A 15,376-nucleotide genomic window follows, 5' to 3' on the forward strand; every position below is an offset into this window, starting at 1 on the left:
TTGCACTGGGCCAAAATGACACACATACAGTGCTTGTACTGGGTCAATTTGACCCAGCCAAAATTTGAAAAAAGCGGTTATACAAAAGTAGGACAAGAGTATACAACTGTTTCATATCAGAAAGGGAACGACAATGGCTGACAGCAAGAAGAATGTGTTTTTTATTGGCGGCTATTCCTACACTGTTGACAAGTCAACGCCTCTGTGTAGGCGTGAGGATTTTTTCCACAGCGCAACTCTATATCAAAGCCCGAATGGTAGGTTTTTCGTAGTAGAAAATGATGCTGCGGACACGATTACTGTAAAAGTCCTTTCAAAGTCTGATGCGAAAACTTTCATGGATGAACACCCCGCCGGGATTTTCACCGAAAACTATATCCGTATCTTTGGGCAGCCAAAACAAGGATAGTCCATCGTATACCAAGAGTGTACCAAAAGTACACCGATTTCGGCAGACAGAAAGGGATTGTTACCTTGACACCAAACACTGTGGACGCACTTACCAATGAAGAACAGGTGAAAAAGATTCAGGCTCTCGAGCGTGGGGCGGCAGAATCAACGCGACTTATAGAAAATCTGTGGGTCCAGAACTGTGGGCTTGTAAAAACAATCGTCCACAATGTAACAGGGCTGAACGCAGGCGAGCCCGGGTTTGATGATATGGAACAGCAGTCTTTTTTCGGCTTTCATGCGGCTATTTATACATACGACCCGGCGGCAGACATAAAATTTTCAACATATGTTGCAAAACGCATAAAGTGGGAGATATGCCGGTACTATGAGCGCAACGGCTATACAATTCGCGTCCCGGCCTTTATGAAGCGTCGTTTTCGTGAATGCCTGAAAAAGCAGCAGCAACTAGAAAACACACTCAGCCGGAAAGTGAGTATAGAAGCCGCGCTCCGTGAGTTGGGACTGTCCGATTCTATTATAGCCGGGACTATGGCAGCCTTTCACCGTATGAAAACAACTAGCATTGAAGCTGGAATAGAGTGCAGTGGCGAAGATTCAGACGCTTCTTTGTTGGATTTCTTGAGCAGTGATACCGATATGGAAAATACTGTAATATCTCAAGAATGGCACAAAGAGCTACACCGGATTTTGTTTGAAGCCCTCGCCGATATTCCCGGCGAACAGTGTTCTCTTATCGTACGGCATTACTTTAACGGTCGAACCTTTCGACAGTTGGCAGAAGAATACCATACTACCCCTCAAACATTGTACAACTGGAAAGAGGCTGCTTTTCGCTCTATTCGCACCGGAAAATACGGAAAGGCTCTTGCGGAGTTTTCTTCCAGCGAGAGCGGGAAAAGGCGGGCAGATTCTCTTATAAAACAAGACCTGAATGCCTTAAAACGGCTTGAATTGTCGAATAAGGAAAAGGAGCTCTTAGCATTATGACGTCTTACGAAATGCGCAAGGAATGGTTTACAGAGGTTCTTGAAAACTACCATACTATACCGGCTGTCGATTGGAAACGGCTGTTTATTGACCGCATTCTTGAAACAAGCCGAAACATTGCCCACAATGAGCAGGAAAAACGGTATCACAATTTAATCATCTTGCGGTATATCGCCGCTGAAAGGCTATCTACGCAGAAAATCTGTAAAATGCTTCACATAAATCGGGACCGCCCCAATTATGATGCCATTACCGCACACGCAATCGATAGGTTGCTAGTGCTGGCATTTGGAACGGACGGTATAAACTGGAATGATACGAGCACCTGAACATAAAAACGCCGACCGTTTTAGGCGGCCGACGTATTAAAAGCCGGGAATGGTGAAAATTCACTCCCGGCTTTTTGTTATAAGCATTCGGCCTTTTGTCCGGCCTCAAATGCGGATTTTTCCCTAAGATATGCCACATGACCCGCTGCACGGTCGATAGCATCCCTTAATTCGCTGTTATCAATCCGCTTGAGCAATGCCGATAGAGCATCTTCTGCCTTTGCAATGTCGGGCATCTCTTGTCGGCTCTCGACATAATCATCATAAGTACGCATTTTATATCACCTTTCAAAATATCCCCGGCGGGCTTTCTCTGCGCCGCCGGGTCAGCGGTTCAATTCAGGCGTTCAGGGGCTTCACTTGAGATGCCCCAAAGAATGATGCGCGGTAAGTCTGGCTGTCCCCCTTGCTGCTGTGGATGAGAACCACTTGAAACAGAGCCTTTGCACCGTGCAGGACTTCAAACCCGGCGGTTTTCCATCCTGTCCATGTGTTCACCTGCTCGGCCACGCCTGCGGTCTGCTGGGCTTTCTCAATGCGCTGGGCATTGACCGGGGCGGCCTTTGCGCTGTTCCATGCCCTGTGCAGGGCTTCAGCAAAGCTGCCCACGCCCTTGCGGTACAGCTTCCATGCCTTGTGCATGATTTCAGAAAGATTGTACTTCATATGATGACCTCACTTTACATTGCGGGCCAGCCCTGCTATACTGGGCTTGACCCTGTTGTTGGGTTTGGCTCGGTGTTGTAGTTGGTAGCTCTCACCGGGTCATTTTTCATATACAGCGGCGGGAGTGGGTTACTGTCTTAGCTGGCGTTCTGCTCTTGCGCTCCCGGTACATCTTTCGCCCCTTGCCTTCCGGTCGTGCTCCCTTGCTGTGATTCTATTATAGTACTGTTTACCGTACAAGTCTATTGACAGATTTGACAAGGTTTACAGTGTATTTCTGTGTATATTTGTACTGTTAACCGTTCTGATTTTGTGATATACTGTTTACAGAACAGGAGTGAAAGAAATGGTTACTGAGGCAAGAAAAAGAGCCAATGCCAAATGGGACAAAGAAAACATGGTCGTTCTGGCCTGCAAGGTCAAGCGGGAGACGGCGGAGCAGTTCAAGGCCGCTTGTGCTGCACAGGGGACAACGTCCAATGCGGTTTTGCAGCAGGCCGTGAAAACCTTTTTAGACGAACACCCCGCGCCGGAACAGCCCCACGCCGCCCGGAATGCCCCGGACGATGATACAGAAGCCCGGCGGGCCGCCCTGCTGGAAAGCATCAAAGGGCTGTAAGGCTGGGAAAGGATGTTGAACAATGCCAGACCACGCCAAACAGGTAGGTATACTGTGCCAGCGTGTTATTGACCTGCTGGGGCTGTCCATGACAGAGGGGCAGAGTATCTTACTCGGTGAATCCAATGTAGCCCACATGGTCAGCCGCCACCCGGCGGATTTTGCCCTTTATGGGGAGTATATCCCGCTGATTCTGGCCGCGCCGGACTATGTGGCCCTGAATGCAAAGGACGGCTCTATTGAGTATGTCAAGGAAGTGCAGGTTAACAGCGTCTTTGTCAAGGTCGCTGTCCGGGTCTCCGCGCGGGGTCAGCTCTTTGCCCGGTCGGTCTACCGCCTGAACACAAACCGCGTTCTAAACTTCATTGAAAAAGGCACATTAAAGCAATACTAAACGAACCAACACGAATTGACATTTTCTCGTGTTCTGGTATAATAGAATTGCAAAGAGAACCAGAGGACGGAACAGGCAGCCGTCACCCATCGTTAGGAGATGCGGGAAGCGTCACCCCGCCTGATTCTCGAACAGAAAGAGGCCGTTGCAGAGATGCAGCGGCCTTTTGCTTTTAGAATATTTCCGCACCGGAAATGCGCTGGTTTGGTGTCATTATGGGTTTTTTGTACCTTTTCCGGGTCGGAAATCGCTCAAATGGCTGTTTTCTACGGAAGATATTCAAGTTTTAGCGACATTCTTGTTCATTTCCAAGATGACAAGATTTCACTGAATGTTCAATCTTGCGAAAAGCTGCTCCATCTGTCCATATTCCGCCGGGAAAGCCCGGTGCAAGATACGGCATCCCATGGCACAGGGCGGCACTCCATGGCACCAGATGCAAAGAGATTCCACGCTGTTCCGAATAACCGAACAGATTCCCGATCATCAATGCTGCATCCCGCTGCACCGAAGCCCACATTCAGCCCTCTTGCAAAATGGCCCGCCTCATGGTTTAATGCAGGCACACAGAGAACGGCACAAACCGACCAGCAGGAAAAGAGGTGCATTGCTTGAACAATACAATCCGCTATCCGAACATGGGAACCGTCAAAAGAGCCGCTGAAATCTATGGGCTGTCACCATCCTATATCCGGCGGCTCTGTAAGACAGGCAAAATCAGGTATGTAAATGCCGGGCATATGTGGCTTGTCAATCTGGACAGCCTAGCCCGGTACTTTGAGCAGGGCGACCCGGTCCCGGCGGAGCCCGGCCAGACCGCCCACGGAATCCGACAAATCGGATGACGAACACACCCGGGAGCACACCGAGAACATACACCTCGCCCGGCGGCGAGGTGTAACACACTAGACTTTCGCGGAAAGTCGTGTGCTCTTGCAGAGGGCCTAGAGCTTGCAAGCAGTGCAGCTGTTTATACAAACGCTGCTCTTGCAAGCAATGGCCCTGTACATACACGGCCCCTTGCGTTGCAAGGACTTGTTGGGAAGAATCCCAAACCCACATAGCTGCCACGCTCTAGCAGCACCACACCCCGCCTCAGCCCCGGCGGACACCATCCAACACACACAGCAGCCGCACCCAGACCGCCCGCAAATCTCGCAGCCTGAACCGCCCCGCCCACGCCGCCGGGCATCAGAAGCAAGGCACAGCGTAAGGCACACGGCAAGGCATTTTTTCAAGAGTAAGGCACAAATAAGGCACATTTTGACTGTTTCGCACCCCTTGCAAAACAGAAAAGCCCACGATTTGTACCGCGCTTTCAACGGTCAATCGTGGGTTTTTCTTTGGTGCGCTCGAGGGAACTCGAATCCCTGGCCCTCTGATTAAAAGTCAGATGCTCTACCGGCTGAGCTACGAGCGCATATTTCCGCAGTGAACATACTGCCGAATAATATTACCACAACTTGCGCAAAAATGCAAGGGTTCCCGGGCAAAAAGGCGCAAAAAGCTCCTGCATCGGTGTGGGCTTCCGTTTTTCATCCGCGCAGCAGATCGAAGATGCTCCGGTGTCGGCAGCGGAAGGGGCTTCATCCCGATAACTTCCTCTTTACAAACCCGGCAAGAATCGTTACAATCAAATCAAATCCGTCTGCAGTGCGCTGCGTTTTACTGCCCGGCAGTGTGCGCCCCGCCGCGCTGCACCCGCAAACTTTTTCCCGGCTTTGGCATTCTGCCGGGCCGCGCCGATACGTTTTTTGCAGGAGGTTTTTCCTATGAAGATCACTCGCCGTACTGTTCTTCGCCTGACCGGTGCCGCTGCCGCTTCGCTGGCGCTTTCCAGCTGCAGTGCTTCCGGCAGTGCCATTCTGGGCAGCAATTTTTCCAGCTGGCTCCAGCAGACACTGGGCATCAGTTCTTCCGGCGCAGCTTCTTCTGCTGCATCCTCGGAGGACATGGTTGCTTCCTCGCTGGCAGCAGGCGAGCAGCCCGCTGCCAGTCTTGCCGCACTGCCCGCTTACGATGCCGACCCGCTGACCGGTGAGGCCAAGCGCAGCAATGGCCGTATCGTGGGCGTGATGGTGAATAACATCTCCAACACCTCCCGTCAGAACGCCCGTCCGCAGCGCGGTCTTTCCTCTGCCGATCTGCTGATCGAGTGCAAGGTGGAGGGCGGCATCACCCGCTTCTGCGCGGTGTTCCACGATGCCGACTCCATCCCGGAGATCGGCCCGCTGCGCTCTGGCCGCGACCAGTTCCTGCAGCTGCTGATGCCCTATCAGGCGCTGTACTACCACGACGGTGAGAGCGCCGCCTGCACCAAATTCATCAACGTATACAACTATTCCGGCCTGAACATCGGCGGCAAGAGCTACTTTAATACTCCCACCCATCCGCATGTGGCTCACCGCGACAGCCGGGGCCGGGATGTGGCCTATGAACACACCGAGTTCACCTCCGGCAAGGAGATCCGGCAGGCCGCTTCCAACGCGGGCATCGGGCTGAAGTACGATTACGACGCCACCTTCTTCCGCTTTGCGGACTACCGCACCGGCGAGGAGAATGCCATGCAGGGTGCAGCATCCGGCAGGACGGTCAGCATCACCCACTCGGACCACTACAAGACCAGCTTCCGCTATGATCCGCAGTCCCGCACCTATAAAATGCAGATGTACAGCCGCATCTCCGGCAAATTTGAAAACACCGTGGACGAGCTGAACGCAAAGCAGCTGAGCTTTGACAACCTGCTGGTCTGCTTTGCTCCCATCGAGCGCTATTCCGGCGACTCCGGCGATGTGCAGCAGGTAAGCTACATCTCCGGCGGCGATGCCTATTATTTCAGCCGCGGCGCTGTACAGCATGTCCGCTGGGAAAAGGCTTCGCCTGAGCATCCGCTGCTGGTCTACGACAAGACTGGTGCGCAGATGCTTTTCAACCGCGGCAAGACCTATCTTGCCATCGTGGACGACGACGAGTGGTCCAACTTCAGCTATCAGTAACGAGGGAACCGCATGAAACGCATCTGGAATCTGGCCCTTGGCACGGCGGTGCTGTGCACAGTCCTGCTGTGCGGGTGTGCGCTGTCCGGCACCACTGCCCCGGACAGTGCAGCGCCCACCGACCCGCTGACCGGGCAGGAGCTGCAGTATCCCGGCGAACGCACCGCCGCTGTCGTCATCGACAACGCCGCTTCCAGCACCACACAGTGGGGCATTGGCAGCGCATCGGTGGTGCTGGAAGCCCTGACCGAGAGCGGCCAGCCCACCAGCCTGTGCTTGGCTTATCCTTCGGTATCGGCCATGCCAACCGTCGGCCCAGTGACCCTTGGGCAGGACCTTTACTGGCGGCTGCTCAGCGGGCAGGAAGTACTGCCCATCCAGCGGGGTGCAGGGCAGTTTGCCCGCAACTATCTGGATTATTATAACCTGCGGGCCGTGGACGCGCTGGAAGTGGGCCGCAACGCCTTTTCCTGCGATGATGTCTGGAGCGGCGCGCCGCTGTGGCATACCAGCGGCGGGGAGGTCGCCTCCGTGCTGGGCAGCCTGAACCTTTCCGGCGCATTGGGCGACCACGGCAGCAGCGCTTCCTCCTCGGCCAGCACTGCCGAGGACAGTTCTGCCATTTCCGCTCTGCCCGCCCTGCTGCCGCAGGCCAAAGAGCCCCGCCTGCCGGAGCCCGGTTCCCGGGATGCCGAACAGGTGCAGATCAACTTTGCGCCCCAAAGCACCACCGGCTTTGCCTACGATGCGGCCAGCGGCACCTACGGGATGCTCCGCGCCGACGGCACCGCCCAGCTGGATGCCAACACCGGCGCGCAGGCGCAATTCGACAATCTGCTGGTCCTTTACTCCGCTTCCAGCCTGCGGGACGACGGCACCACGCTGGACTACGACCTGTCCCTTGGCGGCGGTGTCTGGCTGAACGGCAGCCAGCTGTGGCACATCACATGGACGCAGGGCACAGACTCCACCTTTGCCTTTTACGATGCCGACGGCAGGCCGCTGAGCATCCGCACCGGACGCAGCTACATTGCGCTGGTCTCCAGCGTGACCGGGCAGGAGCTGACGGTATTGGATTCCGCCGGGCAGAATGTGCTGAATTGACAAAACAAAAAAAGACCATCTGAGGCATTTTTAACTGCATCTCAGATGGTCTTTTATTACGTTCAGGAACTCCTTCCGTCATGGAGGGAGGCTTTGGCAATACGGCCAAGTTTTCCTTTTCGCCAGAGACTCCCTCTCCGAGGGAGCTGTCGAGCGTATGCGAGACTGAAGGAGTTACAGATCCACCACGCTGCCGACCTCGGCAGGAGAGGTGGGCACCACGCCCAGCACGGCGTGGTCAGTGCTGCGGTTGACCGTAAAGGTCACGCTGCGGCCCGCCGCGAAATCCGGGTGATAGGTCAGCTCCAGCGTCTGCCAGTTGTCCGGCACTGCGCAGAAGCAGTGCAGCAGCGCGCCGCGGCCTGCCGTCAGGTTCAGGGTGAACACCGAAGCATCCGCCGCGTTCTCGCCGTAGAGCGGCGCAGCAAAGCTGCCGCAGCGCACCGGCTTGCCATCGCACACAGCGGTAACCCCGGTGCCCATACTGTACAGGTCGCCAAGCGTGCACACCTCACGGCTCTGCAGATAGCTTGCGCCCACCGGCAGGGTGGATGCGGAGAGGTTCTCCACCGAGAGGTACACCAGCACATTGCCCATTTCCTGCGCAGGGGCATAGCCCAGCAGCTCCACGGCAGCTTTGCCGTCCAGCAGGGCAGGTTCGCCTGCAAGACGCGGCTGCTGCGCCGCTGCAGGTACGCCGGTGAGCAGCGCTGCCGCAAGGCTGACCGCACCGGAGCCGGCACATTTCAGGAATGACCGGCGGGAAATGGACTGGGACATGGAACTTCCTCCTAAAATAATCGTTCCCTTATACAATAAAGGATTGCGCTGTTTCTGTCAAGGGATAGGCCAAAACTGTAACTGTTTCCTTACCCGCACTTTCAACTGTAAAAGCGGCTTCTTATTCAAAGGCCTCGTTTTCCTCGGCTTCGGCCTGACCGCGCAGGGTATCGGCATAGCCAAAGGGCACGATGTCGATGGCTTCCACCAGACGGTCCCGCATCCACAGCTGCACATCGGTCTGCACGGTGTAGCCGCAGCCGGGGTCTGCCATCCACTGCTCCGGGCGGCGGGTGGGCACGGCGCGCTGGCTGAGCATGCTCATGATCACGCCGCCATGGGTCACACAGGCTGCTTCGGTCACATCCATGCGGATCATATACTCAAACAGTTTCATCAGGCTTTCGGCGCAGCGGGCGTGGAACTGGTCGGTAGGCTCTGCGCCTTCGGGCATATAGCCGGAGCCGGGGGTGATCCACTTTTTAAAGTCCTCGTCGTGCACCAGCTCCTTGACCGGCTTGTTCTCAAACTTGCCAAAGCCGGCCTCCCGCAGGTCGTGCACGGTAAAGGTGTGCTTTGCATCCGGGAACAGGATGTTGGCTGTTTCCACCGCGCGCAGCAGCGGGGAGGAGAACACGGTATCCACCTGCGGATACTCGAACCGCTCTTTCAGCTCATTGAGCTGCGCGCGGCCCTCGTCGCACAGAGGGATGTCGGTGCCGCTGCCGATGTACAGGCCCTGCAGGTTGCCTGCAGTCATGCCGTGGCGGATGAGATGAAGCTTGAACGTTTTCATGGATAGTGCCTCTCTTTATCGCTGTGCGGCGGCACGGGAACGGGCGGCAAAACCCGCTGCGGAGAAAAAATCTGGCAGAAAAACGTGTCGTCTGCCAGATTTTTTGCTCTTTGGCGGCAGCCGCGGCCCCGCGCACGCCACAAAATGTATGCGTTAATACCTATAGTTTAGCATAGATATGGTGTCCAGAGCAAGTCTTTTGACAGAAATGACGAAAATCAACGAAAAATATCGTCACTTTTCTTGCTTTACAAAAGGTTTTCCGTTGTGTATAATCAACCTGCTGTAAACCAAAAACAAGGATGTCCCCCTACATCGAACTTTGAGGAGCCAAAAATCATGGAATTCAACCGTATCATCAAGCTGCTGCGCAAGGAACGCGGCATCACCCAGAAGCAGGCCGCCGAGGATCTTGGCGTCTCGCAGGCGCTGCTGTCCCACTACGAAAAAGGCATCCGCGAATGCGGCCTGGACTTTGTGGTGCGCGTGGCAGACTACTATAATGTTTCCTGCGATTATCTTCTGGGCCGCAGTGCAGAGCGCAACGGCATGATGCTCTCGGCAGAAGACCTTCCGAACCCGGACAAGATGAAGGACAACATCTACCACGGCAGCGTGCTGCCCACCATGAACAAAAAGCTGATCTCCAACGGCCTGAACGTGCTGTACGCCAAGATCGGCCAGTGCCACAGCAAGGCCCTTACCACCGAGGTAAGCGCCTACCTGATGATGGCCGTAGCCAAAATGTTCCGCCTGCTGTACTCGGCCGAGCCCCACAACGCCGCCAGTATGTTCAGCATCGATCCCATCCGCTGGCGCGGCTGCTCCGATGCCGTGATGCGCATGTCCGAAGCCAACGTGGAAGCCCTGCTGGACGGACAGGATGTGAACGGCGGCGAGGGCGTAAAGGACCCGGCCTGCCTGACCATGACCACGGAAAGCCTGACCCGCGAGTTCCCGCTTTATACGCCCAGCCTGTTAAATCTGGTCAAAACCAGCGAAACACATGTGAAGGGCCTTACCCACGAAGGGTGATATTCCTGTGAAAAAGCTGTAAATTCAGCCCCAAAACCCTTGCATCTTTCGGGCAGAAAGGGTATAAACAGAATAGAACATTCTGGAATACGGTTTTTCCTATCAAAAGGAGGATTTATTTTATGTCCAACTCCATTTCCCGCCGTACCTTCCTCAAGTGCACCGGCGCATCCGTTGCTGCTCTGGGCGCAGCAAGCCTGCTGGGCGGCTGCCAGCAGAATGGCAGCGCCACCATCGTGGATGTCAAGGTCGGTGATAAGGTCAGCAACTGGAACGGCCTTGGCGTTCAGCTGACCAGCCTGTTCAACATTGATACCGCACCTGCACAGGCCGGTTACGAATACATTGCTGTTCTGGTCACCGTGGTCAACCGCACCAAGAACCAGACCTTCAACATCGGCGCACAGAATCTGGCCGAGATCAATGCTGCTTATCCCGTGCCCCCGCAGGAGAACGTGGATGCAAACTTCCACGCACTGGCAGCAGCTTCTACCGATTTCTCTGCTTCCTGCGACGGCCAGAGCGTGGAGTGCGGTGCCAACATCTCGCTGTACAACTCCAACTCTCAGACCTTCTCGGATTCCACCAATCTGCCCCCGCAGGGTACCGGCTATCTGCAGCTGATGCTGATGGTCCCCAAGGGCTGGCAGCAGCTGAGCGTTACTTACATGCCCACCTTTGCAGCAGATAAGACCATGACCTTCGTCATGACCGCTGCAGACGTGACCCGCGCCTGATACGCGGCCCGCACAGGACGAAATTTCGTCGCAAAACAACGTCACAGCTCAAAATTTCATCATTTTATTTTGCCAAAAGGCATTGACATCCGGCCCGGTTTCGCCTATCTTATAGGTAATGCCGCAAGGCCGTACTGATCTGCTTTTTAAAGGAGGAACGAACATGTCCTATACATTCTCCCGCCGTGACTTTATGAAATATACCGCTCTTACCGCTGTTGCCATTGCAGGTTCCGGCATGCTGACCGGCTGCTCCAACCCGAACCGTCCTTCTGGCACTGTTGGCAGCAAGCTGTCTCCGGGCGACAGAATCTGTGATGCCACGCTGAAGAGCGCCACCTATACTGGTAATACTCTTACCTGCAACTTTGATATTTACACCAAGGTTTCTCTGCAGATCAACAAAAACCATTTCCAGGTCAACGTCACTCAGGATGATAAGACCAAGATCTATTACTACGGCAATTCTAACATTGAGTTGGATCCCAACGCTCTTAATGATTATGAAGCCAAAACTTCTGTAAGTCCGGTTCTTACGGTTAAGATTGACGATCTTGCCTCTGCCGATAAGATCGAAGTCGTTTATATTCCCAAGCTGTGGGCAAAGGATAGCCTCACTGATTCCTACAGTGATGTCTACGGCACTTGGGATATCACCGAGGCCATCAAGGGTTCGCTCTGACCTGATTTTACTTTTGCATTAAAGACCCGCGCCATATGGTGCGGGTCTTTTTGCGTATGCGAGCCATTTGTATCCAAGTTTTGGGCGATATCATGTAAAACGCACAAAGTTTTTTAGTGGATTTATGCCTTGTGCACAGGTTTCTTTTCCGGTACAATAGGGTTATAAAAATGTGCAGGAGCATCGCAGCGATGCGGTGCTTTTTGCATTTGAGGGGCAACCCGGAAAACCTGAAAAGGAGTGCTGTTTCGATGATCAATATGGTAAAGCTTCCCACCAAAAAAAGTAACCTGTTCCTGCGCGTAGCAAAGGGCCACTTTGCTACCAGCCACAGCCATATCAACTATTACATCGATGTCACCACCCAGAAGTCCCGCCTTTCCGAGGCCAAGGCCGTGGCAAAGGAGCTGGTGGCCGCTTACCAGCACAGCACCATTGTGGACACCGTGCTCTGTCTGGACGGCACGCAGGTGATCGGCACCTGCCTTGCCAACGAACTGACCAAGGACGGCTTTGCCAACATGAACGCCCACCAGACCATTTATGTGATCACCCCGGAGTACACCACCGGCAGCCAGATCATCCTGCGCGACAATCTGGCCCCCATGGTCAAGGGCAAGCATGTGCTCATTCTGGCCGCTTCCATCACCACCGGCTACACCGTGCAGGCCGCTGTGGAGGCCGTGAACTACTACGGCGGCACCGTGGCAGGCCTTTCCGCTATTTTTGCCACCACCCATGAGTGCATGGGCTATGAGGTCACCTCGATCTTCGACCCCGCCAGCCTGCCGGACTACGCCAGCTTTGACAGCCGCGACTGCCCCCTGTGCAAGGCCGGCCAGCACATCGATGCGCTGGTGAACAGCTTTGGCTATTCGGCGCTGTAACGTAAAAAGGCTGTCAAGTGCTCACGGATGCGCCCTTGACAGTCCCTTGTGAAATGATTATACTATAAATAGAAAGGCGCTGGCCCGCAAACGGCTTGCTCCTTACTGAATCAGATCAAGAAAAATGACCGTTCAAGTTGGTAGCTGGAGGCGGTCATTTTTTCTTGCGTCTATCGCTGTGAGAAACAGTCCATGTAATTTCAAACGTAACGTAGATCGCTCCGCCGAGAAGCGTGAGCAGCAATACGACCTGTTCAAACGTCATGGTGCATCCCCCCTTTCCGCCCTCAAGCGTCCGGGGGAGCGAGATTTCAAGAAAAATCTCTTTACCCGGCGCGCTCAGGTGCCGGTAAGAAGAAAAAGCCGCCTGTGTTTGTGGCACAGCGCCTTGCCGCCAAAGCGGCAGTTTTATGATAGCATACTTTTCATCAAAACACAACAGGGCTTTGCAGTCGCTTTTATCGCTGCAAAGCCCTGTTTTTACTTCTTCTTTTTCGGGAACACAAAGGGCTCGTGCAGGTACACCGCCACCAGATATGCCGTCATGAAGAACCAGATGATGGGCTCGCACAGGATGACCGCATTGTACTGGAATTTCGGGATGAACACCAGCACAAAGATCACCTTGCCCACCAGCTCGATCACGCTGGAGAACAGCGGCAGCACCTTCTGGCCAAGGCTCTGCAGCGCGTAGCGGGTGCACAGCAGCACCCCCAGAACGGCATAGAACGGTGCGTTCCACAGCAGGTACCGCGCACCGTTTTCCAGCACGATGGGTTCCGAAGAGCCGGAGATCAGCTGCACCATCCACTGAGCACCAAAGTTCATCAGCACCACGGCGGCAACCATCACCACCACCGAGTACAGATACATCTGCCGCATACCCCTGCGCACACGGTCGGGCTGGTTTGCGCCGCGGTTCTGGGAAACGAAGGTGGAACCGGCGTTCGCCATGGAGATGAGCGGCATCTCCGTAAAGGCAAACAGCTTGCGGGCAGCGGTGTGCCCCGCAATGGTCAGGGTGCCAAGCCCGTTGATGCCGTACTGCAGCACCACCGAACCCGCAGACACGATGCTGCTCATCAGGCCCATGGAGATGCTCTGGCTGAACAGCTCCCAGTAGAGATGACTGCCCACGGCGAAATGCTTTTTCTCCGGGATGAGGATGCACACCCTTGCCAGCACGTACAGAACGCACAGCACCACCGAGATGCCCTGTGCAATGACCGTTGCCACCGCTGCGCCCCGCACGCCCATGCCAACCCCGGCAATGAACCACAGGTCCAGCCCCACGTTCAGCACCGAGCTGATGAGCAGGAACACCAGCGGCATTACGCTGTTGCCAATGGCGCGCAGCAGGCCTGCGCACAGGTTATACATAAACATGACCACAACGCCAAGGTCGATCACGATGATGTAGCTGTAGGCATCTTCCAGAATTTCTGCCGGGGTATCCAGCAGCTGCAGCAGGGCATGCAGGCCGAAAAAGCCTGCCGCTGTAATGACCAGCGAGGCGATCAGGCCAATGACGACCGACCCCACCACCGTGCGCTTGAGCAGGTCTTCGTCCTGCGCGCCGTAGGAACGCGCTGCAACGATGGCAAGGCCATTGCCGATACCGATGCCAAAGCCGACTAAAAGCTCGTAGATCGAACCGCAGGAGCCAATGGCGGCAAGGGCTGTATCGCCCAGCACATTGCCCACGATCATGGTATCCACCGTGTTGTAGAGCTGCTGGAACAGGTTGGAAATCAGAATGGGCAGCATGAACAGCAGCAGGCTTTTTAAAATAGGCCCGTGCATCAGGTCTACGTTCATGTTGAAGACGCTTTTCTTTTGGGGCTGCGCGTGGGTCATAGGGTTCCTCCAAAATTATAATTTTTAAGATATCTGTACACAAAACAAAACATCTGCAATCCCTTCCCGATTTATAAAAAACAGGAAAAGGCATTGCAGATGATCGATCTTTTTGCGGGCCTGAACTCCTTCAGACAAATCCTCCGAATTTGCCAGCTCCCTCAAAGAGGGAGCCTTTGGCATGACGGTAAAGTTTCTGGTTTTGCCAATGCCTCCCTCTCAGAGGGAGGTGTCACCGAAGGTGACGGAAGGAGTCCGTGCCATAAAATTACAGCTCCTGCGTCTCAAAGCCGCTGCCGGTAAGCACCTGCACGCTGGTAAAGCCTGCAGCCTTGATGGCGGCGGCAGCTTCGTCAAAGCCGTAGGTCAGGCTGTTGATATCATGAGAATCAGAAGTGATGATGACCTTGCCGCCCATCTTCTGCCACTCGCCCAGCAGCCACGGGCCGGGGTAGAAGTCCTTGCGGTAGCCGCGGTAAACGCCGCCGGTGTTCACTTCCAGCAGGCAATCGTTTGCCTTTGCGGCCTGCAGTGCCTTGAGGGCAGCGGCCTTGTAGCGGGGCGACTCTTCGTCGAAGAACTCGCCGTTGGCATTCAGCTTCTTGATGAGGTCGATGTGGGCCAGAATATCCGGCTTGAGGGCAGCCACCTTTTCCACCTCGGCAAAGTAGGCTTCCACAGCGGAAAGCGGGTCTGCGTCAAAGTCGTCGTTGATGCAGTCCCACAGGTCCTGCGGGCGGAAATCGATCTCGTAATACTTGCCGGTGTTCTTGCCGTACAGGTGGTGTGCGCTGCCGATCCAGTAATCGTAGCCGGTGCGCTTATCCTCGCTGAGGATATCCCACTCGATGCCGCACAGGATATCCACCTTGCCCCTGTATTCGGCCTTGAGCTTTGCGATGGTGGCCTTGTACTGGGCGGTGCGGCTGGGGCTCATGCAGTATTCGCGGTCGCGCTGGGTGTAGCTATGGCCGGTGAAGCCCAGCGTGGTCAAGCCCTGCGCACACGCAGCACTTGCCATATCCTGCAAGGTATTTTTGCCATCGCACATGGTGGAGTGGCAATGGACACTGGACTTCTTATAATCTGCCAT

The 15,376-nt window shown here is 54.9% G+C and carries 20 protein-coding genes and 1 tRNA gene; 12 read left to right on the top strand and 9 right to left on the bottom strand.

Translation table 11 applies throughout. The annotated features are described in order from the left end of the window. Nucleotides 1–133 precede the first annotated feature (133 nt). The 3 genes from GKG36_RS07580 (at nt 134) to GKG36_RS07590 (ending at nt 1,730) form a co-directional block, all read left to right on the top strand. Nucleotides 134–409 (top strand): hypothetical protein, encoded by a 276-nt coding sequence (locus tag GKG36_RS07580; RefSeq protein ID WP_154260031.1) that lies wholly within the window; start codon nt 134–136, stop codon nt 407–409. Nucleotides 410–489: 80 nt separating this feature from the next. Then, nucleotides 490–1,401 carry a sigma-70 family RNA polymerase sigma factor gene (locus tag GKG36_RS07585; RefSeq protein ID WP_173012923.1) on the top strand — a complete coding sequence of 304 codons (912 nt, stop codon included), beginning with the start codon at nt 490–492 and terminating at the stop codon, nt 1,399–1,401. Then, nucleotides 1,398–1,730: a hypothetical protein gene (locus tag GKG36_RS07590; RefSeq protein ID WP_055188572.1), complete on the top strand. Its 333-nt coding sequence runs from the start codon at nt 1,398–1,400 to the stop codon at nt 1,728–1,730. The genes GKG36_RS07585 and GKG36_RS07590 overlap by 4 nt, the downstream gene beginning before the upstream one ends. A 77-nt stretch (nt 1,731–1,807) precedes the next feature. On the opposite strand, the gene GKG36_RS07595 is transcribed toward GKG36_RS07590, so the two are convergent. Both GKG36_RS07595 and GKG36_RS07600 read right to left on the bottom strand, forming a co-directional pair. Beyond that, the gene (locus GKG36_RS07595) at nt 1,808–2,005 is read right to left on the bottom strand and encodes a hypothetical protein (RefSeq protein ID WP_055188573.1); all 198 of its coding nucleotides are present in this window, start codon (nt 2,003–2,005) and stop codon (nt 1,808–1,810) included. 64 nt (nt 2,006–2,069) lie between these two features. After that, nucleotides 2,070–2,396 (bottom strand): hypothetical protein, encoded by a 327-nt coding sequence (locus tag GKG36_RS07600; RefSeq protein WP_154260034.1) that lies wholly within the window; start codon nt 2,394–2,396, stop codon nt 2,070–2,072. Between the two features lie 346 nt (nt 2,397–2,742). Here GKG36_RS07600 and GKG36_RS07605 point away from each other — a divergent pair, with 346 nt between their 5' ends. Both GKG36_RS07605 and GKG36_RS07610 read left to right on the top strand, forming a co-directional pair. Next, nucleotides 2,743–3,015 carry a plasmid partition protein ParG gene (locus GKG36_RS07605; protein ID WP_154260036.1) on the top strand — a complete coding sequence of 91 codons (273 nt, stop codon included), beginning with the start codon at nt 2,743–2,745 and terminating at the stop codon, nt 3,013–3,015. A 22-nt stretch (nt 3,016–3,037) separates the two neighbouring features. Then, a complete protein-coding gene (locus tag GKG36_RS07610; RefSeq protein ID WP_154260037.1) occupies nt 3,038–3,409 on the top strand; it encodes a PBECR2 nuclease fold domain-containing protein in 372 nt (123 codons plus the stop codon). 286 nt (nt 3,410–3,695) lie between these two features. On the opposite strand, the gene GKG36_RS14580 is transcribed toward GKG36_RS07610, so the two are convergent. Beyond that, complete coding sequence (locus GKG36_RS14580; RefSeq protein ID WP_173012924.1) at nt 3,696–3,929, bottom strand: hypothetical protein; 234 nt, start codon at nt 3,927–3,929, stop codon at nt 3,696–3,698. A gap of 91 nt (nt 3,930–4,020) precedes the next feature. Between GKG36_RS14580 and GKG36_RS07620 the strand changes: the two genes are divergently transcribed. Next, the gene (locus GKG36_RS07620; RefSeq protein ID WP_154260042.1) at nt 4,021–4,254 is read left to right on the top strand and encodes a helix-turn-helix domain-containing protein; all 234 of its coding nucleotides are present in this window, start codon (nt 4,021–4,023) and stop codon (nt 4,252–4,254) included. Between the two features lie 499 nt (nt 4,255–4,753). On the opposite strand, the gene GKG36_RS07625 is transcribed toward GKG36_RS07620, so the two are convergent. Next, nucleotides 4,754–4,829 (bottom strand) — tRNA-Lys (locus tag GKG36_RS07625). 352 nt (nt 4,830–5,181) lie between these two features. On the opposite strand from GKG36_RS07625, the gene GKG36_RS07630 reads away from it, so the two are divergent. Further along, nucleotides 5,182–6,405, top strand: a complete 1,224-nt coding sequence (locus GKG36_RS07630; protein ID WP_154260044.1) for a DUF3048 domain-containing protein — start codon at nt 5,182–5,184, stop codon at nt 6,403–6,405. Between the two features lie 12 nt (nt 6,406–6,417). Beyond that, nucleotides 6,418–7,509, top strand: coding sequence for a DUF3048 C-terminal domain-containing protein (locus GKG36_RS07635; RefSeq protein WP_154260046.1), 1,092 nt, complete (start codon nt 6,418–6,420; stop codon nt 7,507–7,509). Between the two features lie 174 nt (nt 7,510–7,683). On the opposite strand, the gene GKG36_RS07640 is transcribed toward GKG36_RS07635, so the two are convergent. After that, entirely contained in the window at nt 7,684–8,289 is a 606-nt protein-coding gene (locus GKG36_RS07640; protein ID WP_097774587.1) for a Tat pathway signal sequence, read from the bottom strand. A gap of 121 nt (nt 8,290–8,410) precedes the next feature. Then, nucleotides 8,411–9,085, bottom strand: a complete 675-nt coding sequence (locus tag GKG36_RS07645) for a histidine phosphatase family protein (RefSeq protein ID WP_120120408.1) — start codon at nt 9,083–9,085, stop codon at nt 8,411–8,413. A 339-nt stretch (nt 9,086–9,424) separates the two neighbouring features. Here GKG36_RS07645 and GKG36_RS07650 point away from each other — a divergent pair, with 339 nt between their 5' ends. The 4 genes from GKG36_RS07650 (at nt 9,425) to GKG36_RS07665 (ending at nt 12,426) form a co-directional block, all read left to right on the top strand. After that, complete coding sequence (locus GKG36_RS07650) at nt 9,425–10,120, top strand: helix-turn-helix transcriptional regulator (protein ID WP_005943631.1); 696 nt, start codon at nt 9,425–9,427, stop codon at nt 10,118–10,120. A 122-nt stretch (nt 10,121–10,242) separates the two neighbouring features. Then, nucleotides 10,243–10,857 (top strand): twin-arginine translocation signal domain-containing protein, encoded by a 615-nt coding sequence (locus GKG36_RS07655; protein ID WP_005943633.1) that lies wholly within the window; start codon nt 10,243–10,245, stop codon nt 10,855–10,857. Between the two features lie 163 nt (nt 10,858–11,020). Continuing rightward, entirely contained in the window at nt 11,021–11,539 is a 519-nt protein-coding gene (locus GKG36_RS07660) for a twin-arginine translocation signal domain-containing protein (RefSeq protein ID WP_154260048.1), read from the top strand. Between the two features lie 251 nt (nt 11,540–11,790). Next, nucleotides 11,791–12,426, top strand: a complete 636-nt coding sequence (locus GKG36_RS07665) for a phosphoribosyltransferase (RefSeq protein ID WP_118527625.1) — start codon at nt 11,791–11,793, stop codon at nt 12,424–12,426. A 154-nt stretch (nt 12,427–12,580) separates the two neighbouring features. On the opposite strand, the gene GKG36_RS07670 is transcribed toward GKG36_RS07665, so the two are convergent. The 3 genes from GKG36_RS07670 to GKG36_RS07680 all read right to left on the bottom strand — a co-directional run bounded on the left by GKG36_RS07670 (nt 12,581) and on the right by GKG36_RS07680 (nt 15,376). Continuing rightward, the gene (locus tag GKG36_RS07670) at nt 12,581–12,997 is read right to left on the bottom strand and encodes a hypothetical protein (protein WP_154260050.1); all 417 of its coding nucleotides are present in this window, start codon (nt 12,995–12,997) and stop codon (nt 12,581–12,583) included. Continuing rightward, nucleotides 12,907–14,283, bottom strand: a complete 1,377-nt coding sequence (locus GKG36_RS07675) for an MATE family efflux transporter (RefSeq protein ID WP_154260051.1) — start codon at nt 14,281–14,283, stop codon at nt 12,907–12,909. Before GKG36_RS07675 ends, GKG36_RS07670 begins: the two co-directional genes overlap by 91 nt. 268 nt (nt 14,284–14,551) lie before the next feature. Continuing rightward, nucleotides 14,552–15,376: a histidinol-phosphatase HisJ family protein gene (locus GKG36_RS07680; protein WP_154260053.1), complete on the bottom strand. Its 825-nt coding sequence runs from the start codon at nt 15,374–15,376 to the stop codon at nt 14,552–14,554.

Origin of the sequence: Faecalibacterium sp. BIOML-A1 (assembly GCF_009679715.1) — a bacterium.
Classification (GTDB): domain Bacteria; phylum Bacillota; class Clostridia; order Oscillospirales; family Ruminococcaceae; genus Faecalibacterium; species Faecalibacterium taiwanense.